This is a genomic window from Photobacterium aquimaris (assembly GCF_002954455.1).
In the GTDB taxonomy this organism is placed as follows: domain Bacteria; phylum Pseudomonadota; class Gammaproteobacteria; order Enterobacterales; family Vibrionaceae; genus Photobacterium; species Photobacterium aquimaris.
Window position 1 is genome coordinate 160,594 of record NZ_MSCC01000001.1, and the last position, 14,486, is coordinate 175,079.

At 40.5% G+C, this 14,486-nt stretch carries 8 protein-coding genes; 3 read left to right on the top strand and 5 right to left on the bottom strand.

Features of this window, described 5'->3' with window-relative positions; genetic code table 11:
- Positions 1–275 precede the first annotated feature (275 nt).
- Both BTN98_RS00635 and gltB read right to left on the bottom strand, forming a co-directional pair.
- On the bottom strand, positions 276–1,742 hold the full coding sequence (locus tag BTN98_RS00635; protein WP_060997617.1) for a glutamate synthase subunit beta: 1,467 nt from the start codon (positions 1,740–1,742) through the stop codon (positions 276–278).
- On the bottom strand, positions 1,735–6,282 hold the full coding sequence (gltB, locus tag BTN98_RS00640) for a glutamate synthase large subunit (RefSeq protein WP_060997618.1): 4,548 nt from the start codon (positions 6,280–6,282) through the stop codon (positions 1,735–1,737). The genes BTN98_RS00635 and gltB overlap by 8 nt, the downstream gene beginning before the upstream one ends.
- Positions 6,283–6,766: 484 nt before the next feature.
- On the opposite strand from gltB, the gene mnmL reads away from it, so the two are divergent.
- On the top strand, positions 6,767–7,714 hold the full coding sequence (mnmL, locus tag BTN98_RS00645; protein ID WP_060997619.1) for a tRNA modification radical SAM protein MnmL/YtqA: 948 nt from the start codon (positions 6,767–6,769) through the stop codon (positions 7,712–7,714).
- Between the two features lie 142 nt (positions 7,715–7,856).
- Positions 7,857–10,220: an aerobic respiration two-component sensor histidine kinase ArcB gene (gene arcB / locus BTN98_RS00650; RefSeq protein ID WP_060997620.1), complete on the top strand. Its 2,364-nt coding sequence runs from the start codon at positions 7,857–7,859 to the stop codon at positions 10,218–10,220.
- A 62-nt stretch (positions 10,221–10,282) separates the two neighbouring features.
- Here arcB and arcA read toward each other — a convergent pair whose 3' ends face one another.
- A complete protein-coding gene (gene arcA / locus BTN98_RS00655) occupies positions 10,283–11,002 on the bottom strand; it encodes a two-component system response regulator ArcA (protein WP_060997621.1) in 720 nt (239 codons plus the stop codon).
- Positions 11,003–11,610: 608 nt separating this feature from the next.
- Here arcA and BTN98_RS00660 point away from each other — a divergent pair.
- On the top strand, positions 11,611–12,114 hold the full coding sequence (locus BTN98_RS00660) for a putative 4-hydroxy-4-methyl-2-oxoglutarate aldolase (protein WP_060997622.1): 504 nt from the start codon (positions 11,611–11,613) through the stop codon (positions 12,112–12,114).
- On the opposite strand, the gene BTN98_RS00665 is transcribed toward BTN98_RS00660, so the two are convergent.
- Both BTN98_RS00665 and aceK read right to left on the bottom strand, forming a co-directional pair.
- The gene (locus tag BTN98_RS00665) at positions 12,097–12,576 is read right to left on the bottom strand and encodes a hypothetical protein (RefSeq protein WP_082732127.1); all 480 of its coding nucleotides are present in this window, start codon (positions 12,574–12,576) and stop codon (positions 12,097–12,099) included. The genes BTN98_RS00660 and BTN98_RS00665 overlap by 18 nt on opposite strands.
- Before the next feature lie 156 nt (positions 12,577–12,732).
- The gene (aceK, locus tag BTN98_RS00670) at positions 12,733–14,460 is read right to left on the bottom strand and encodes a bifunctional isocitrate dehydrogenase kinase/phosphatase (protein ID WP_060997624.1); all 1,728 of its coding nucleotides are present in this window, start codon (positions 14,458–14,460) and stop codon (positions 12,733–12,735) included.
- Between the last annotated feature and the right edge of the window lie 26 nt (positions 14,461–14,486).

The window sequence follows — 14,486 nt, forward strand, 5'->3', positions numbered from 1 at the left end:
TATTGCTAACAAATGATATTTATCACTGCTAAGTGAGTTTTATTAACTTTAACTGTCTGAAATAAAATTATATTCATTACTGTTGTAAGTTTTTCGTTGGTAAAATAAAGCCATAATGACTGGTTGTTAAGGTTAAAATAGCAGTAAATTTGGTTGTCAGTCGCGGTTAATGTGATAAAGCATGGCGGGGAAAAATCTTCTGCACTGTAAGCAATAAAAAAGCCAGCGTTGATAAGCTGGCTATTTATTTTAGTAGAATCTCGTAACAATAAAATTTACGAAAGCATCAGTGAATCCGCTTTTGCTTCGAGATTTGAGTTGCCCATCAGGTAACTATCAATGGCACGTGCTGATTCGCGACCTTCGTTAATACAGCGCACTACCAGTGATTGTCCTGTTCGCATATCGCCAGCGGCAAATACGCCTGCTTGGCTAGTGGCAAAATCGTCCGTGGCAACATTACCGCGCTCGTCGAGTTGAATATTCAATTGCGCTAACACACCCGTTGGTTCGGGGTGAAGAAAGCCCATCGCTAAAAATGCCATATCACAAGCGATCACTCGCTCAGTCCCTGCCACTTCTTCAAAGCTAGGTCTTTCACCAGGTTTGGCGTCTTGCCAAGCAATATCTGCAATCCGTAGCCCTTTGACATTGCCGTTACCATCATCAATAAACTCTTTGGTGAGAATATTCCAATAACGATCACAGCCTTCCTCATGCGAAGTCGATGTTTTCATGATCATTGGGTATGATGGCCATGGCTGATTAGCTGGGCGCTTTTCTGGCGGTAATGGCATGATCTCAACTTGGGTGATGCTTGCTGCACCATGACGGTTAGAGGTCCCAACACAGTCAGAACCAGTATCACCACCACCAATGACGACTACATGCTTATCTTGCGCATAAATTTCTGCGGTTTTGAGATCCATATCATTGGCACGACGGTTATTTTGCGCTAAAAACTCCATTGCAAAATGAACCCCATTAAGCTCGCGCCCCGGAATCGGTAAATTGCGCGGTACGGTCGAGCCACCGGTTAGCAAAATTACATCAAATTCTTGGCGTAATTGTTGAGCATTAATATCGACCCCGATATGGGCATTGACTTCAAATTTGACCCCAGCTTGCGCCATTAGATCGATTTTACGATCAATGATATCCATACCGAGCTTAAAGTCGGGAATACCAAATCGCAGTAAGCCACCGACTTTTTCATCGCGCTCAAACACTGTCACGCTATGACCGGCGCTGTTTAGCTGTTCAGCAGCAGATAAGCCAGCAGGTCCAGAACCAATAATGGCAATGGTTTTACCGGTTCGTGAACGAGGGATCTTCGGTTTGGCATAACCTTCACGATAAGCGGTTTCAACAATAGTTTTTTCAATATTACAGATAGTAATTGGATCTTGATTGATGCCAAGTACACAGCCACTTTCACAAGGGGCAGGACACACACGACCGGTAAATTCTGGAAAGTTATTGGTTGAACTTAAAATGTTCCACGCTTCTTCCCAGCTATCACGGTAAACCGCATCATTAAATTCAGGAATGATGTTACCGATTGGACAAGCGTTATGACAAAACGGTACACCACAATCCATACAACGTGATGATTGTTCTTGGATTTTTTCACCAAATTCCTCGTTAAGAACAAACTCTTTGTTATCCTGAATACGAACACTTGGATCTAACTTACTTGGCAGTTCGCGGCCAAATTCTAAAAATCCCGTAGGCTTACCCATTGATGGCCTCCAACGTTTCCTTGTTTTGAGCGGCAGCTTGACGCTGTTGTAATACGGCTTTGTAATCCCTTGGCATCACTTTTCTCATCTGACTGAGGTTAGACTCAAAGTTAGATAAGAACAGCTCTGCAACCGTACTACCCGTTAATTCAATATGTTTGGTTAACATATCAAGTAGCAGTGCTTTATCTTCAGTTTCGATAGGGTCGAGGTCGACTAATTCAGCATTGAGTTTGGTTTCAAAGTCACCAAATTGATCCCACACGTAGGCAACACCACCACTCATACCAGCTGCAAAGTTACGTCCAGTTTGACCGAGAATGATTGCGATACCGCCGGTCATGTATTCACAGCCATGATCGCCAACACCTTCGACAACCACTTTAGCACCAGAGTTACGGACACAGAAACGCTCACCAGCAAGGCCGCGAATATAAGACTCACCCGAGGTTGCACCATAGAAACACACATTACCAACCACAATATTATCTTCGGCAATAATGTCTGAGTGGCTATCAGGGTAAAGCACTAATGTTCCACCTGAAAGTCCTTTACCCCAGTAGTCATTAGCATCGCCTTCAACGGTAAATTGCACCCCTTTAGCTAAGAATGCGCCAAAGCTTTGACCTGCAGAGCCGTTAAACTTAACCGTCATTGGCAGTGGTAAGCCTTGATCTTTATACACTTTAGATATTTCATTGGATAACATGGTACCGACACTACGATCAGTGTTGATGATCGGTAGTTGTGCTGTAATTGCTTCACCTTTGGTGAGTGCTGGTTGCGCCAGTTGGATCAGGGTGCGATCAAGCACCTGCTCTAGACCGTGATCTTGCTGACGCTGGTTATAAATACCATCTTCAGCACGTGGCGGTTGAATGTGTAGTACCGGGCTAAGATCGAGATTTTTGTATTTCCAGTGACCGATATCATCACGTAGTTTTAGTTTCTGCGCTTGGCCAACCATTTCATCAATGGTACGGAAACCAAGCTCAGCCATCACTTCACGTAAACCTTGTGCCATGTATTGGAAGAAAGTTACTACGTCTTCTACGCGACCATCAAAACGCTCACGTAGAGTTTTGTTTTGAGTTGCGATACCAACAGGACAGGTATTTTTATGACACTTACGCATCATGATGCAGCCTTCAACAACCAATGCCGCGGTAGCGACACCCCATTCTTCTGCACCGAGTAAGGTTGCAATCGCAAGATCGCGTGGTGTTTTCATCTGGCCGTCAGACTGCACCACAATTCGGTTACGTAAACCATTTTTTAGTAGCGTCTGGTGAGTTTCGGCTAAGCCAAGTTCCCATGGTAAACCAGTATGACGAATCGATGACATTGGTGATGCACCTGTACCGCCATCAAAGCCTGCAATTAGCACCACATCGGCTTTGGCTTTGGCAACACCTGAAGCAATGGTACCGACACCTGCTTCTGAAACGAGTTTGACGTTAACACGGCCAGCACGGTTAGCATTTTTTAAATCATAGATTAGCTGGGCTAAATCTTCGATGGAATAAATGTCGTGGTGAGGCGGCGGTGAAATTAAACCAACGCCAGGGGTTGAGTGACGGGTCGCACCGATCCAATCATCAACTTTATCACCGGGTAGCTGACCACCTTCACCGGGTTTTGCGCCTTGGGCCATTTTAATTTGCAGTTCAGCCGCATTGGTAAGGTAGTAAGAGGTAACCCCAAAACGACCAGATGCAACTTGTTTGATTGCCGAGCGTTCCCAATCACCGTTGTCTTTTTTATCAAAACGAATTGGATCTTCACCGCCTTCGCCGGAGTTAGATTTAGCGCCAATTCGGTTCATGGCAACCGCGAGGGTAGAGTGAGCTTCATAAGAAATCGAACCAAAGCTCATGGCTCCAGTTGCGAAACGTTTTAGAATATTTTCAATCGGCTCTACTTCATCAAGTGTAATTGCACCTGCTGGATTACTGACAAAATCTAATTGACTACGAAGCGTGGCGGCGTTGTCACCTTGATCATCAACCGCTTTAGCGTATTGCTTAAACTGCGCGTAATCTTTTTCACGGGTTGATTGTTGTAGTAATGAGATCGTTTCAGGGTTAAACAGGTGTTTTTCACCACGTTGTTTCCACTGATAAACCCCACCGACATCGAGGATTTGTACTGGAATTTCACGAGTAGGGTAACCGACACGGTGACGGACTAACACTTCTTGAGCAATATCATCGATAGTCAGACCTTGAATTCGAGTCACAGTACCTGTGAAGTATTTATCAACCACCGCTTTACTGATACCAAGTGCTTCAAAAATTTGCGCACCATGGTAAGACTGCAGTGTTGAAATACCCATCTTAGAGAATATTTTCAGCAGTCCACCGTTAACCCCTTTGCGGTAGTTATCAAATAAGGTATCAGTCGGTAGTTGTGGATCAAGCTTACGTTTATGTTGCAGATCAACCAGTGTTTCAGTGACCAAATAAGGGTTGATGGCGTTAGCACCATAACCGATAAGGGTAGCAAAGTGATGAGTTTCACGTGCGTCACCAGTTTCAACCACGATGTCACACTTGGCACGTAGACCTTTACGGATCAAATGGTGATGAACCGCGCCGACAGCAAGCATTGCAGGAATAGCTGCATGGTTAGAGTTAACCGCGCGATCAGTCAAAATAATGATCGAGTAGCCATCAATAACCGCATCTTCTGAATACTGACAAATACGTTTTAGCGCCCGATCAAGTTTGCCTTGTTCGCCACTGGCTCGAAACACAATATCCAATGTTTTTGATTGCAGATGTTCATTATCGATCGCGCGAATTTTTTCTAATTCAGCATTGGAAAGAACAGGTGATTCAAGCTCTACTTTATGACAGTGCTCTGGCGTTTCTGTGAGCAGGTTTTGATCTTTACCTAAGTAGGTATTAAGTGACATCACCATCCGTTCACGAATAGGATCGATTGGTGGATTGGTCACCTGCGCAAAAAGCTGCTTAAAGTAATTAGATAGATGCTGTGATTGGTGTGACAACACGGCTAATGGCCAATCGGCACCCATTGCACTTAGTGGTTCATAACCAGTATTGGCTAATGGCACAATAATATCGTTGACTTCTTCTGAGCTGACACCAAAGGCTTGTTGATGATGCAATAAACGTTCTGGCGTTGGCTGGTGGTACATGTTATCAGCGTCAGGCAGTGTTTTAAGCGTCAGTAGGTTGTCTTTGATCCATTGCTCATAAGGTTGTGAGGTCGCAATGCTATCTTTGACTTCTTCATCTGAAATAATACGCCCTTGCTCAAGGTCGGCGACAAAAATACGTCCCGGTTGCAAACGACCACGGAACTGAACATTTTCAGGTTCAATTTTTACCACCCCTGATTCTGATGCCATGATCAGAAAATCATCTTTAGTTACCGTATAGCGCGATGGGCGGAGACCATTACGGTCAAGGGTAGCACCGACTTGCACACCATCAGTAAAACAGACGGATGCTGGGCCATCCCACGGCTCCATAATATTGGCATGATATTGGTAGAAAGCACGACGCTTAGGATCCATGCTGGTATTTTCTTGCCATGCTTCAGGGATCAACATCATTAGTGCATGCGGTAAGCTACGTCCTGAAAGTACCAATAACTCTAGTGCCATATCAAAATTAGAAGAATCTGAACTGCCTTCCTGACAAATAGGCAGTAGCATATCGAGCTCTTGTTGGCTGAATAAATCAGATTCAAGAATAGCTTCGCGAGCTTTCATCCAATTAAGGTTGCCACGAACGGTATTAATTTCACCATTATGGGCGATATAACGGAAAGGTTGCGCTAAGCGCCAGCGTGGAAAGGTATTGGTCGAAAAACGTGAATGGACTAATGCTAACGCAGTTACCATTGCTGGGTTTTGTAAATCAAGAAAGTACTGTGGTACTTGCGCTGTGGTTAACTGACCTTTATAGACTAAGGTTTTATATGATAATGAGTTGATGTAGAAATCATCACCAATATTCGACACGCTTTCTAAACAAACGCGCACAGTATAATTACGTAATACATACAGTTTACGTTCTAATACAGCAGGATCTAAGTTGGCACCACCGGTAATGAAAACATGCTCAAACTGAGGTTCGGTGCTAAGAGGATCTTCGCCAATCATTGAATTATCAACGGGCAATACACGGTAGCCAATAACGTCTAGATCGAGGCGTTTAGCATTACGCTCGAGAATATCGCGACATTGTTGACGTTTGTGTTCATCTTTTGGAAATAATACTACTCCAACACCGTATTGGGTAAACGTAGGCAATTTAATGCCAAGTTTAACGGTTTCTTCTAATAAAAATTCGTGGGGTTTTTGCAGTAAAATACCGGCACCATCGCCACTGCTAGGATCACAGCCTTGACCACCTCGGTGCTCCATACGTGCCAGCATATCGAGAGCCTGAGTGACAATTTGGTGAGATTTACGGTTTTTAAGGTGGGCAACAAAGCCGATACCACAGGCATCGTGCTCTAATTCAGGCACATAAAGTCCCTGAGCATTAAGCTCTTGAGCTGTCATAGATACATCCTTCCAGTTACATCAAGCCATATTCCTAAGACTTGGTTATCCCTAATTTATTATCACTACCAATTAGCATTGAGATGGACTCCTGTCCTGCATCACTGATGGTGTGTTTATGATAATGACACCCGCCATTCACAAACTTAATTCTGTTGTATTACGATTAATAGTTACAAAACACATTATTAATGATGTAAAAGCCATAGAAATCACCGCAAAACAACGTAATTACAGGGCTTTTTTTGTTTATAAATTGCACACAAGTGTAACCATCCTACAATTTTGATACATTAATTACCAATAAAAATTAACAATTATGGTGCATAAATGAAGCATATTTAACGACTAAGATTACGGTTAATTATGGGTTTTTGTTTTAGCACAACCTTCATAATGATGATTAATGCTATGTTGCGGCTCCTTTGTCACATTGATCTGCGCTGACGTAGATTATTCATTGTTTTAAACGCTAGGTAATACCATGCAATTGCATCAACTCGTCAATACTTTTGGGCAAGATTTACAACACCGTTATGGTGAAAAAGTCCATAAACTTACCTTACACGGTGGCTTTAGTTGTCCCAATCGAGATGGCACTATTGGCCGTGGTGGCTGTACATTTTGTAATGTTGCTTCATTTGCTGACGAAAAGAATCAGTTCGTGCCGATTCAACAACAATTAGCTGCTCGTGCTGGAGAGGTGCATCGCGCTAAGCGTTATTTTGCCTACTTTCAGGCATATACTAGTACTTATGCTGAAGTTCAAACGCTAAAAAAAATGTACGAGCAAGCACTGACAACGGCTGATATTGTTGGTCTTTGTGTTGGTACTCGCCCTGATTGTGTACCAGATGCAGTATTAGATTTACTGGCTGGATATGTTGAGCAAGGCTATGAGATTTGGTTAGAATTAGGCTTACAAACGGCTAATGATAAAACCCTCAAGCGTATTAATCGTGGTCATGATTTTGCGTGTTATGCTGAGATTACCCAACGTGCTCGAGCATTAGGCATTAAGATTTGTACCCACTTAATAGTAGGACTGCCAGGCGATACTAAGGCTGATAATCTACAAACATTAAATAAAGTGGTCGCAGTCGGTGTTGATGGAATTAAATTGCATCCGTTGCATATTGTTGAAGGCAGCAAAATGGGACAGGCATTTAAAGCTGGAAGATTAGAGGCTATTAGTCTGGAAAATTATGCGGATATCGCTAGTGAAATGATTCAATTAACACCGCCTGAGGTAGTTTATCATCGCGTTGCTGCAAGTGCTCGCCGACCAACGTTATTGGCACCGATGTGGTGTGAAAATCGCTGGTTAGCGATGACTGAAATTGGACGAATTTTAGATAAACAAGGTGCGCAAGGCAGTGCCTTAGGTAATCCATTTATTTATCAATTACCGATATTAAATAGTCATGCTTAAATGAAGCCTACGTGAAGTAGGCTTTTTTGTGCGCCGCAATAAAACTTTACAGCTTTAGTTTAGGCACAAGCCGTGAGAGAGATTATGATAAGCAGTAGTGTTCGCCATAGTGGCGAGGTGGTTTTTTTATTGGTATTCATTGATGAAACAAGTCAAAATTTTAGCCCAGTTTTATGTCGATCTTTTAGTCAAATTAGGTATTTTTCGTTTTAGTTTATTATTAGCAGCTGCGTTAGTTGCGCTAGCTATGGTGGTACAGATTGGTGTCACCTTTTTGCTGCAAGGCAGTATGCGCGATGTTGAAATTATTCGCTCAGTAACCTTTGGTTTATTTATTACTCCTTGGGCAGTTTATTTTCTGTCGGTAGTCGTTGATCAATTAGAAGACTCGCGCCAACGCTTAGCTAAGTTAGTGACTAAATTAGAACAAATGCGCGCCCGCGACATGGAACTCAATCAACAGTTACAAGCCAATATTGCTCGCTTAAACTCTGAGATTGAAGAACGCGAAAAAGCGGAAGAAGCGCTTGAAGAAGCAATACAAGATTTAGAAAATGAAGTTTATCACCGTGAAAATGCGCAAGTTGCGGTTGCTGAAAAAAGTGCTTTATTGAAGTCGTTCTTAGATGCGTCGCCTGATTTAATTTATTATCGTAATGAAAAGAATCAATTTTCAGGCTGTAACCGCGCGATGGCAGAGTTGGTGGGTAAAAGTGAACAACAGTTGGTTGGACTAACACCATGGGATGTTTATCCTGCGGAAGTTGCTAAACGTATTATTCAAACTGACCAAGAATTATTTGATATTAATACTGCGATGACTGATGAGCAGTGGCTTGATTATCCCAATGGTAAAAAAGCATTATTTGAACTTCGTAAAGTGCCTCTTTATGACCGCAATGGCAAACGTTTAGGATTGATGGGCTTTGGGCGTGATATTACTGAGCGTAAAAAATATGAAGACGCGCTAGAAAAAGCCAGCAGTGATAAAACGGCATTTATTTCAACCATTAGTCATGAATTACGTACACCACTTAATGGTATTGTTGGCTTAAGCCGAATGCTATTAGAAACAGAACTGACTGATGAGCAGCGTGGTTATTTACGTACTGTCCATGTTAGTGCGATCACTTTAGGTAATATTTTCAACGATATTATTGATTTAGATAAATCAGATCGTCGTCGGTTAGAGCTATTGCCTCAGCCATTAGATTTCCATGAGTTTATTGAAGATATTGGCAATATTTCACAATTAATGGCTGAGCAAAAAGGGCTACGATTTGACCTGGAATATTTAACGGCATTACCAAAAAATATTGAGGTCGATAGTACTCGTCTACGCCAAGTGTTGTGGAATTTAATTGGTAACGCGACCAAGTTCACTAAGCAGGGTGGAGTGATATTATCGGTCAGTAGTGAAATTCATCAGCATGATGCTGAAATCATTTTTGAAGTCGAAGACAGCGGTATTGGTATTCCTAAGGCTGAAATTGAGAATATTTTTGCGATGTATTATCAGGTTCAACAAGGGGATGATAATTTACATGCAGTTGGTACTGGGATTGGTTTAGCTGTTTCACAACAATTAATTCAGCTGATGGGCGGTAATATCACGGTACATTCTGAAATAGGCATCGGCAGTACCTTTACTATTAAAATTCGCGTGCCCTTGGTTGATGCCGTTGTTGAAGAGCACATAGTTACTGAAGTGCGTCCTGAAATGACAGGACTTAGTATTTTCATGGTAGAAGATATTGAACTTAATATTGTTGTCGCGAAATCATTGCTTGAGCGATTAGGCCATGAAGTGACGGTGGCTATGCGTGGTGATGAGGCGCTAGCAATGTTTAGACCAGAAGATTACGATTTAGTGTTATTGGATATTCAATTGCCTGATATGACAGGATTTGATATTGCTCAACAACTACGTAAAAAATATCAAGATCTTCCTGCTTTAGTGGCATTAACTGCCAATCTGGTTAATGACAAAACAGAATACTTCGATAAAGGCATGGATGAAGTATTAAATAAACCATTGACGGTAAAAGCGATTACCAGTGTGATTGATAATTTGGTTTTAAGTTGCAGCCATGAGCTTGATGATGATGGTTTAATTGATAATGAAACCGATCAGGTTGATACCACCAGTGTTAGCATGATTGATACATTATTAGATTTGGAAATGCTAACCTCGTACGTTGAAATTGTTGGAACTGAACCTGTTTATACCAGTATTGAGATGTTTGAAAAAATGATGCCTGATTACCTTGCTATTTTAGATTCAAATATGACGGCTAAGGATCAAGATGGGATTAAGTTTGAAGCACATAAAATAAAAGGGGCAGCAGGCTCTATTGGCCTTAAACATATTCAGCAAGTCGCCCAAAAAGCACAATCACCAGAATTACCTGCGTGGTGGGAAAATATTAATGATTGGGTTGATGAAATTAAATACAGCTATCAAGATGATATTAACGTGCTAAAAACGTGGTTAAAGCAACAGTAATGAATAATAAAAAAGGCGACCTGATGGTCGCCTTTTATTTCACTGTTTGATTGGAGAAGAAATTATTCTTCGCCTAAATCACCACAAAAGCGGTAACCTTCACCATGGATAGTAGCGATGATTTCTGGTGTATCTGCAACTGATTCAAAGTGCTTACGAATGCGACGAATAGTTACATCTACAGTACGATCATGTGGTTTTAATTCACGGCCAGTCATTTTCTTTAGTAAATCAGCACGAGTTTGAATCTTACCTGGGTTCTCACAGAAGTGCAGTAATGCACGGAATTCAGAACGAGGTAATTTAAATTGCTCACCACTAGGGCTTACTAAAGAACGGCTATTGATTTCTAATGACCAATCATTGAACTCATAACGCTCAACCAGTTTTTTATCTTCAGTTGGAAGACCTTGGTTCATTGCACGAGTTAATAGATTACGTGCACGAATTGTTAATTCACGTGGGTTGAATGGTTTTGTGATGTAATCATCAGCACCAATCTCAAGACCTAAAATCTTATCAACTTCGTTATCACGACCGGTTAGGAACATTAATGCCATATCACCTTGTTCGCGAAGTTCACGTGCAAGTAGAAGGCCGTTCTTGCCAGGAAGATTGATATCCATGATAACAAGATGCACAGGGTTTTCAGAAAGCATTTGGTGCATTTCTGCGCCATCATTTGCTTCAAAAACAGTATAACCCTCTGCTTCAAAAATACTTTTTAGGGTGTTACGCGTTACGTGCTCGTCTTCTACAATCAGAATGTGAGGGGTTTGCATTTTGGCAGTACCTAATATCAGAAACTAAATCTGGTTAACCACAGAATAGTTAAATTCTATAAAAAAATTCACATATAGGACAAATGTTTTAAATAAACACTTTATTGTTACAACCTATGTGGTACACCATCCTTTCATTCAACAACGTAATGATGTTGAAATCCCCCATAAAACTTGGGGTGCTGGCTACAATCTCCCTGATAATGCGACAATTGTATTCACTTAACAGCTCGCTAACAATGTGGAGAGCTTAGTTGATGCCTATTAGTTGGATGTTTTTTGATTTATATCAAACAGTGAGAAGAACAGTTGTTATGTTTCTAAGTTTAGTTAACCTTTATATCAGAGTAGACAAAAAGTGTCGTGATAGTAATAAGAATATACAAAACTCGATACCTGCGGCTAATATTTAAGCTTAATGATAATAAAAAACACAACATATAGTTCATCTTTATCTAAATATTGTAACAGTATCAATTGAGGTTGGCACTGATTAAGGCAAATGGATTTTTATAAAAAAGAGCTAATAATCAATATTATTATTGTTGTTAAGAAATACGGTCAAATATGTCTGTTTTTTGATTTTTTTCGTGATAGAGGAAAAGCTAATGAAGGATTTATTACCTGATCTATGTGATTACTATCCACAAGATATTCGTTTTTTACCGCTAACCTTACTTGATTATGGTTGTCATACTCCATTTGGAGGGCGAATCGTTACACTTCGCTGTTTTGAAGATAATAGTTTGGTACGCGATATATTATCAACAGCAGGTGATGGTAGGGTTTTGTTTATTGATGGTCATGGTAGTTGTCGTCGCGCATTACTGGGTGATCAATTGGCATTATTAGCAGTAAAAAATAACTGGCAAGGTATTATTGTTAATGGTGCTATTCGCGATGTAGCAACGTTGGCACAATTACCTCTTGGGGTTAAAGCATTAGCTGCGTGTCCAATAAAAACCGATAAGCGTCAAATGGGTGAGATCAATGTAGTATTAAATATTGCTGAAACGCTAATTTATCCTAATGATTATCTTTATGCTGATTTGAATGGCGTTATCTTAGCGAGTGCGGCATTAGACTTGAATGTATTAAAAACTGAACCCTAATCCGAGTTCAATAATTTGCTCCAGTTCTGCATAGTCGACGGTTGCACGTACATTGACCTTTTGGGATACATCATATTGACTGCCGAATTCTAACCCTAATGTGGTTTTATTATTCATTGTTTCTGAGGTAATAGCACTGTTTATGCTGATGCGTGGTGAGACGGTATATTTAACCCCAGAGGTCAAGCCACTTGATGTTGGTCGATAATCGGTACTGGTTGTTAGGTGAGTGCTGACATAAAGTTGGGTATTGTCAGTGACAGAATAAGCATAACCACTGTCGATTTGCCAAACATCAAAACTTTGTTGCTGGCGTGATTGTGATGATAGAAACCACCCGGATGTTAATTTTTGACCGCCATTATAAGTTAGACTGGTCTTGATGGCGGTCGTTGCTTGTACCGTGGTAGAAAAAGCTAAAAAAGTAAGTAAGCCGATCATCCTTAAATAATATTTAGTCATACCTACTCCTTTTTAATAACGACGTTATTTTAAATAGTAGGTGATGCTGTACTAATAGAAAGTGTTATAAGTGATAAATATGAGCGATGATGCTTATTATGTGATGATTGATACAATTTAAGCGTAATATGATCAGCCATTGCAATAGCGATAAAATTATTCTTTAGCCATTGTTAGGTGTAATCGATGACTGTTTTGATAAGGGAAAACATCTGGGTATAACTCTTGTTTGATATTGGCTTGTAAATGCTGCCAATAACTTGCCTCAAAAAGGTCTTGATGTAATTCATTAAACAATGCTCTTACTTTGGGATTAATAAGTAAGAAAGTACGAAACTCTTCAGGAAATACATCATTGATGCCAACGCTATACCAAGGCTCTGCTGCCATTTCATCTTCAGGATAACGCGCTGCTGGAATGGTACGAAAATTCATTTCAGTCATATAAGTAATTTCATCATAATCATAAAAAACCACTCGTTTGTGACGTGTCACACCAAAGTTTTTAAATAGCATATCTCCTGGAAATATATTGGCGGCAGCTAACTGCTTAATAGCGTAACCATACTCATTGACTGCGTGACGTAAGTCAGTATCGTTAGCGGTTTCAATATAAATGTTAAATGGAATCATTCGTCGTTCCATATACAAATGTTCAATAATAACGTTATCGTCAGTGACCGTAACAATCGAAGGTGCAATTGTGAGTAGCTCATTAATTAACTCGTCACTAAATCGTTGCCGTGGAAAACTAAAATGACGGTATTCTTGCGTATCAGCCATTCTACCAACACGATCATGCTCTTTTACTAATTGATATTTTTGTTTTACCGCTTGATGACTAATGTCTTTTTGTGGCGCAAATTTATCTTTAATTATTTTAAAAACAAAATCATAGGATGGCAGGGTGAAAACTGACATCACCATACCTTTGATACCTGGAGCAATAATAAACTTATCGTTTGAGTGCTCTAAATGATCGAGAAATTGACGATAAAATTCAGTCTTACCGTGCTTTTGGCAACCAATAGCGGTGTAGAGTTCAGCTAAGTTTTTATTGGGTAATAGCTGGGCTAAAAAGCGCACTAAGGAAGCAGGAGCGGGGCTGTAAACCATGAAATATGAGCGAGCAAATCCAAAAATAACACTGACATCATTAACGTTACAAATACCCGCATCTAACACTAATAGCCCATCATGATTGAGTACAGGTAGTACTAAAGGAAATGATTCACCGTTTGAAAGTGTCAGTTTTCCAACCAAATAAGCCGCTTTATTTCGATAAAAAGGTTCACGAATTTGCTCTAAGGTGAGTTGTTGATCGAGTTTATTACTAAGCTCTGTTTGTAAGTGAGAAACCAACAATTGAATATCGCCTTTTTTATCACTCCAATCAAGTGTAAATGGTTGATCATCCAACATTCTTTCAAGCATCGCCGCAATAGTTGTTTGGACGCGATAGTGACGGGTTAAGGTACAGGGATAGGTAGGAATTCGGTGCTGTTGCGAGCTATGAACAAAGATATTATCACGGTTAATATTGCGATGTTTGAAAATACGGCAGTATACCGAGTTAAAAAAACTTTCTGCAATATCATAGCGTGGGTAGTCAACCAATAAATTTTGATAAGCATGTTTAACCGCAGTAAGGCAGATTTGATTGGCATATTGCCCGCCAAGCATGATCTGAATTTGGTTAGTAACTAATTCAACATGATGATCATAAAAACTTATTCGCTTTTTTAATGCTTGATGGACCTGTGCCCATTGTTGATGTTCAAACCGTTGTTGTGCTTCGGCTGTGACGTCAAGAAAGCGGCCAAACATTGCATCAGAGCCTTGTAAAATAGTATGTGCTATCAGTGACTCCATGGCTGCACTCATCGACGCGTCCTTAATAATGATAATTT

Excerpts from the sequence above, each read along its gene's own strand:
- aceK (WP_060997624.1), bottom strand. The coding sequence starts at position 14,460 with ATGAGTGCAGCCATGGAGTCACTGATAGCACATACTATTTTACAAGGC.
- BTN98_RS00660 (WP_060997622.1), top strand. The coding sequence starts at position 11,611 with ATGAAGGATTTATTACCTGATCTATGTGATTACTATCCACAAGATATT.
- mnmL (WP_060997619.1), top strand. The coding sequence starts at position 6,767 with ATGCAATTGCATCAACTCGTCAATACTTTTGGGCAAGATTTACAACAC.
- BTN98_RS00635 (WP_060997617.1), bottom strand. The coding sequence starts at position 1,742 with ATGGGTAAGCCTACGGGATTTTTAGAATTTGGCCGCGAACTGCCAAGT.
- BTN98_RS00665 (WP_082732127.1), bottom strand. The coding sequence starts at position 12,576 with ATGACTAAATATTATTTAAGGATGATCGGCTTACTTACTTTTTTAGCT.
- gltB (WP_060997618.1), bottom strand. The coding sequence starts at position 6,282 with ATGACAGCTCAAGAGCTTAATGCTCAGGGACTTTATGTGCCTGAATTA.
- arcA (WP_060997621.1), bottom strand. The coding sequence starts at position 11,002 with ATGCAAACCCCTCACATTCTGATTGTAGAAGACGAGCACGTAACGCGT.
- arcB (WP_060997620.1), top strand. The coding sequence starts at position 7,857 with ATGAAACAAGTCAAAATTTTAGCCCAGTTTTATGTCGATCTTTTAGTC.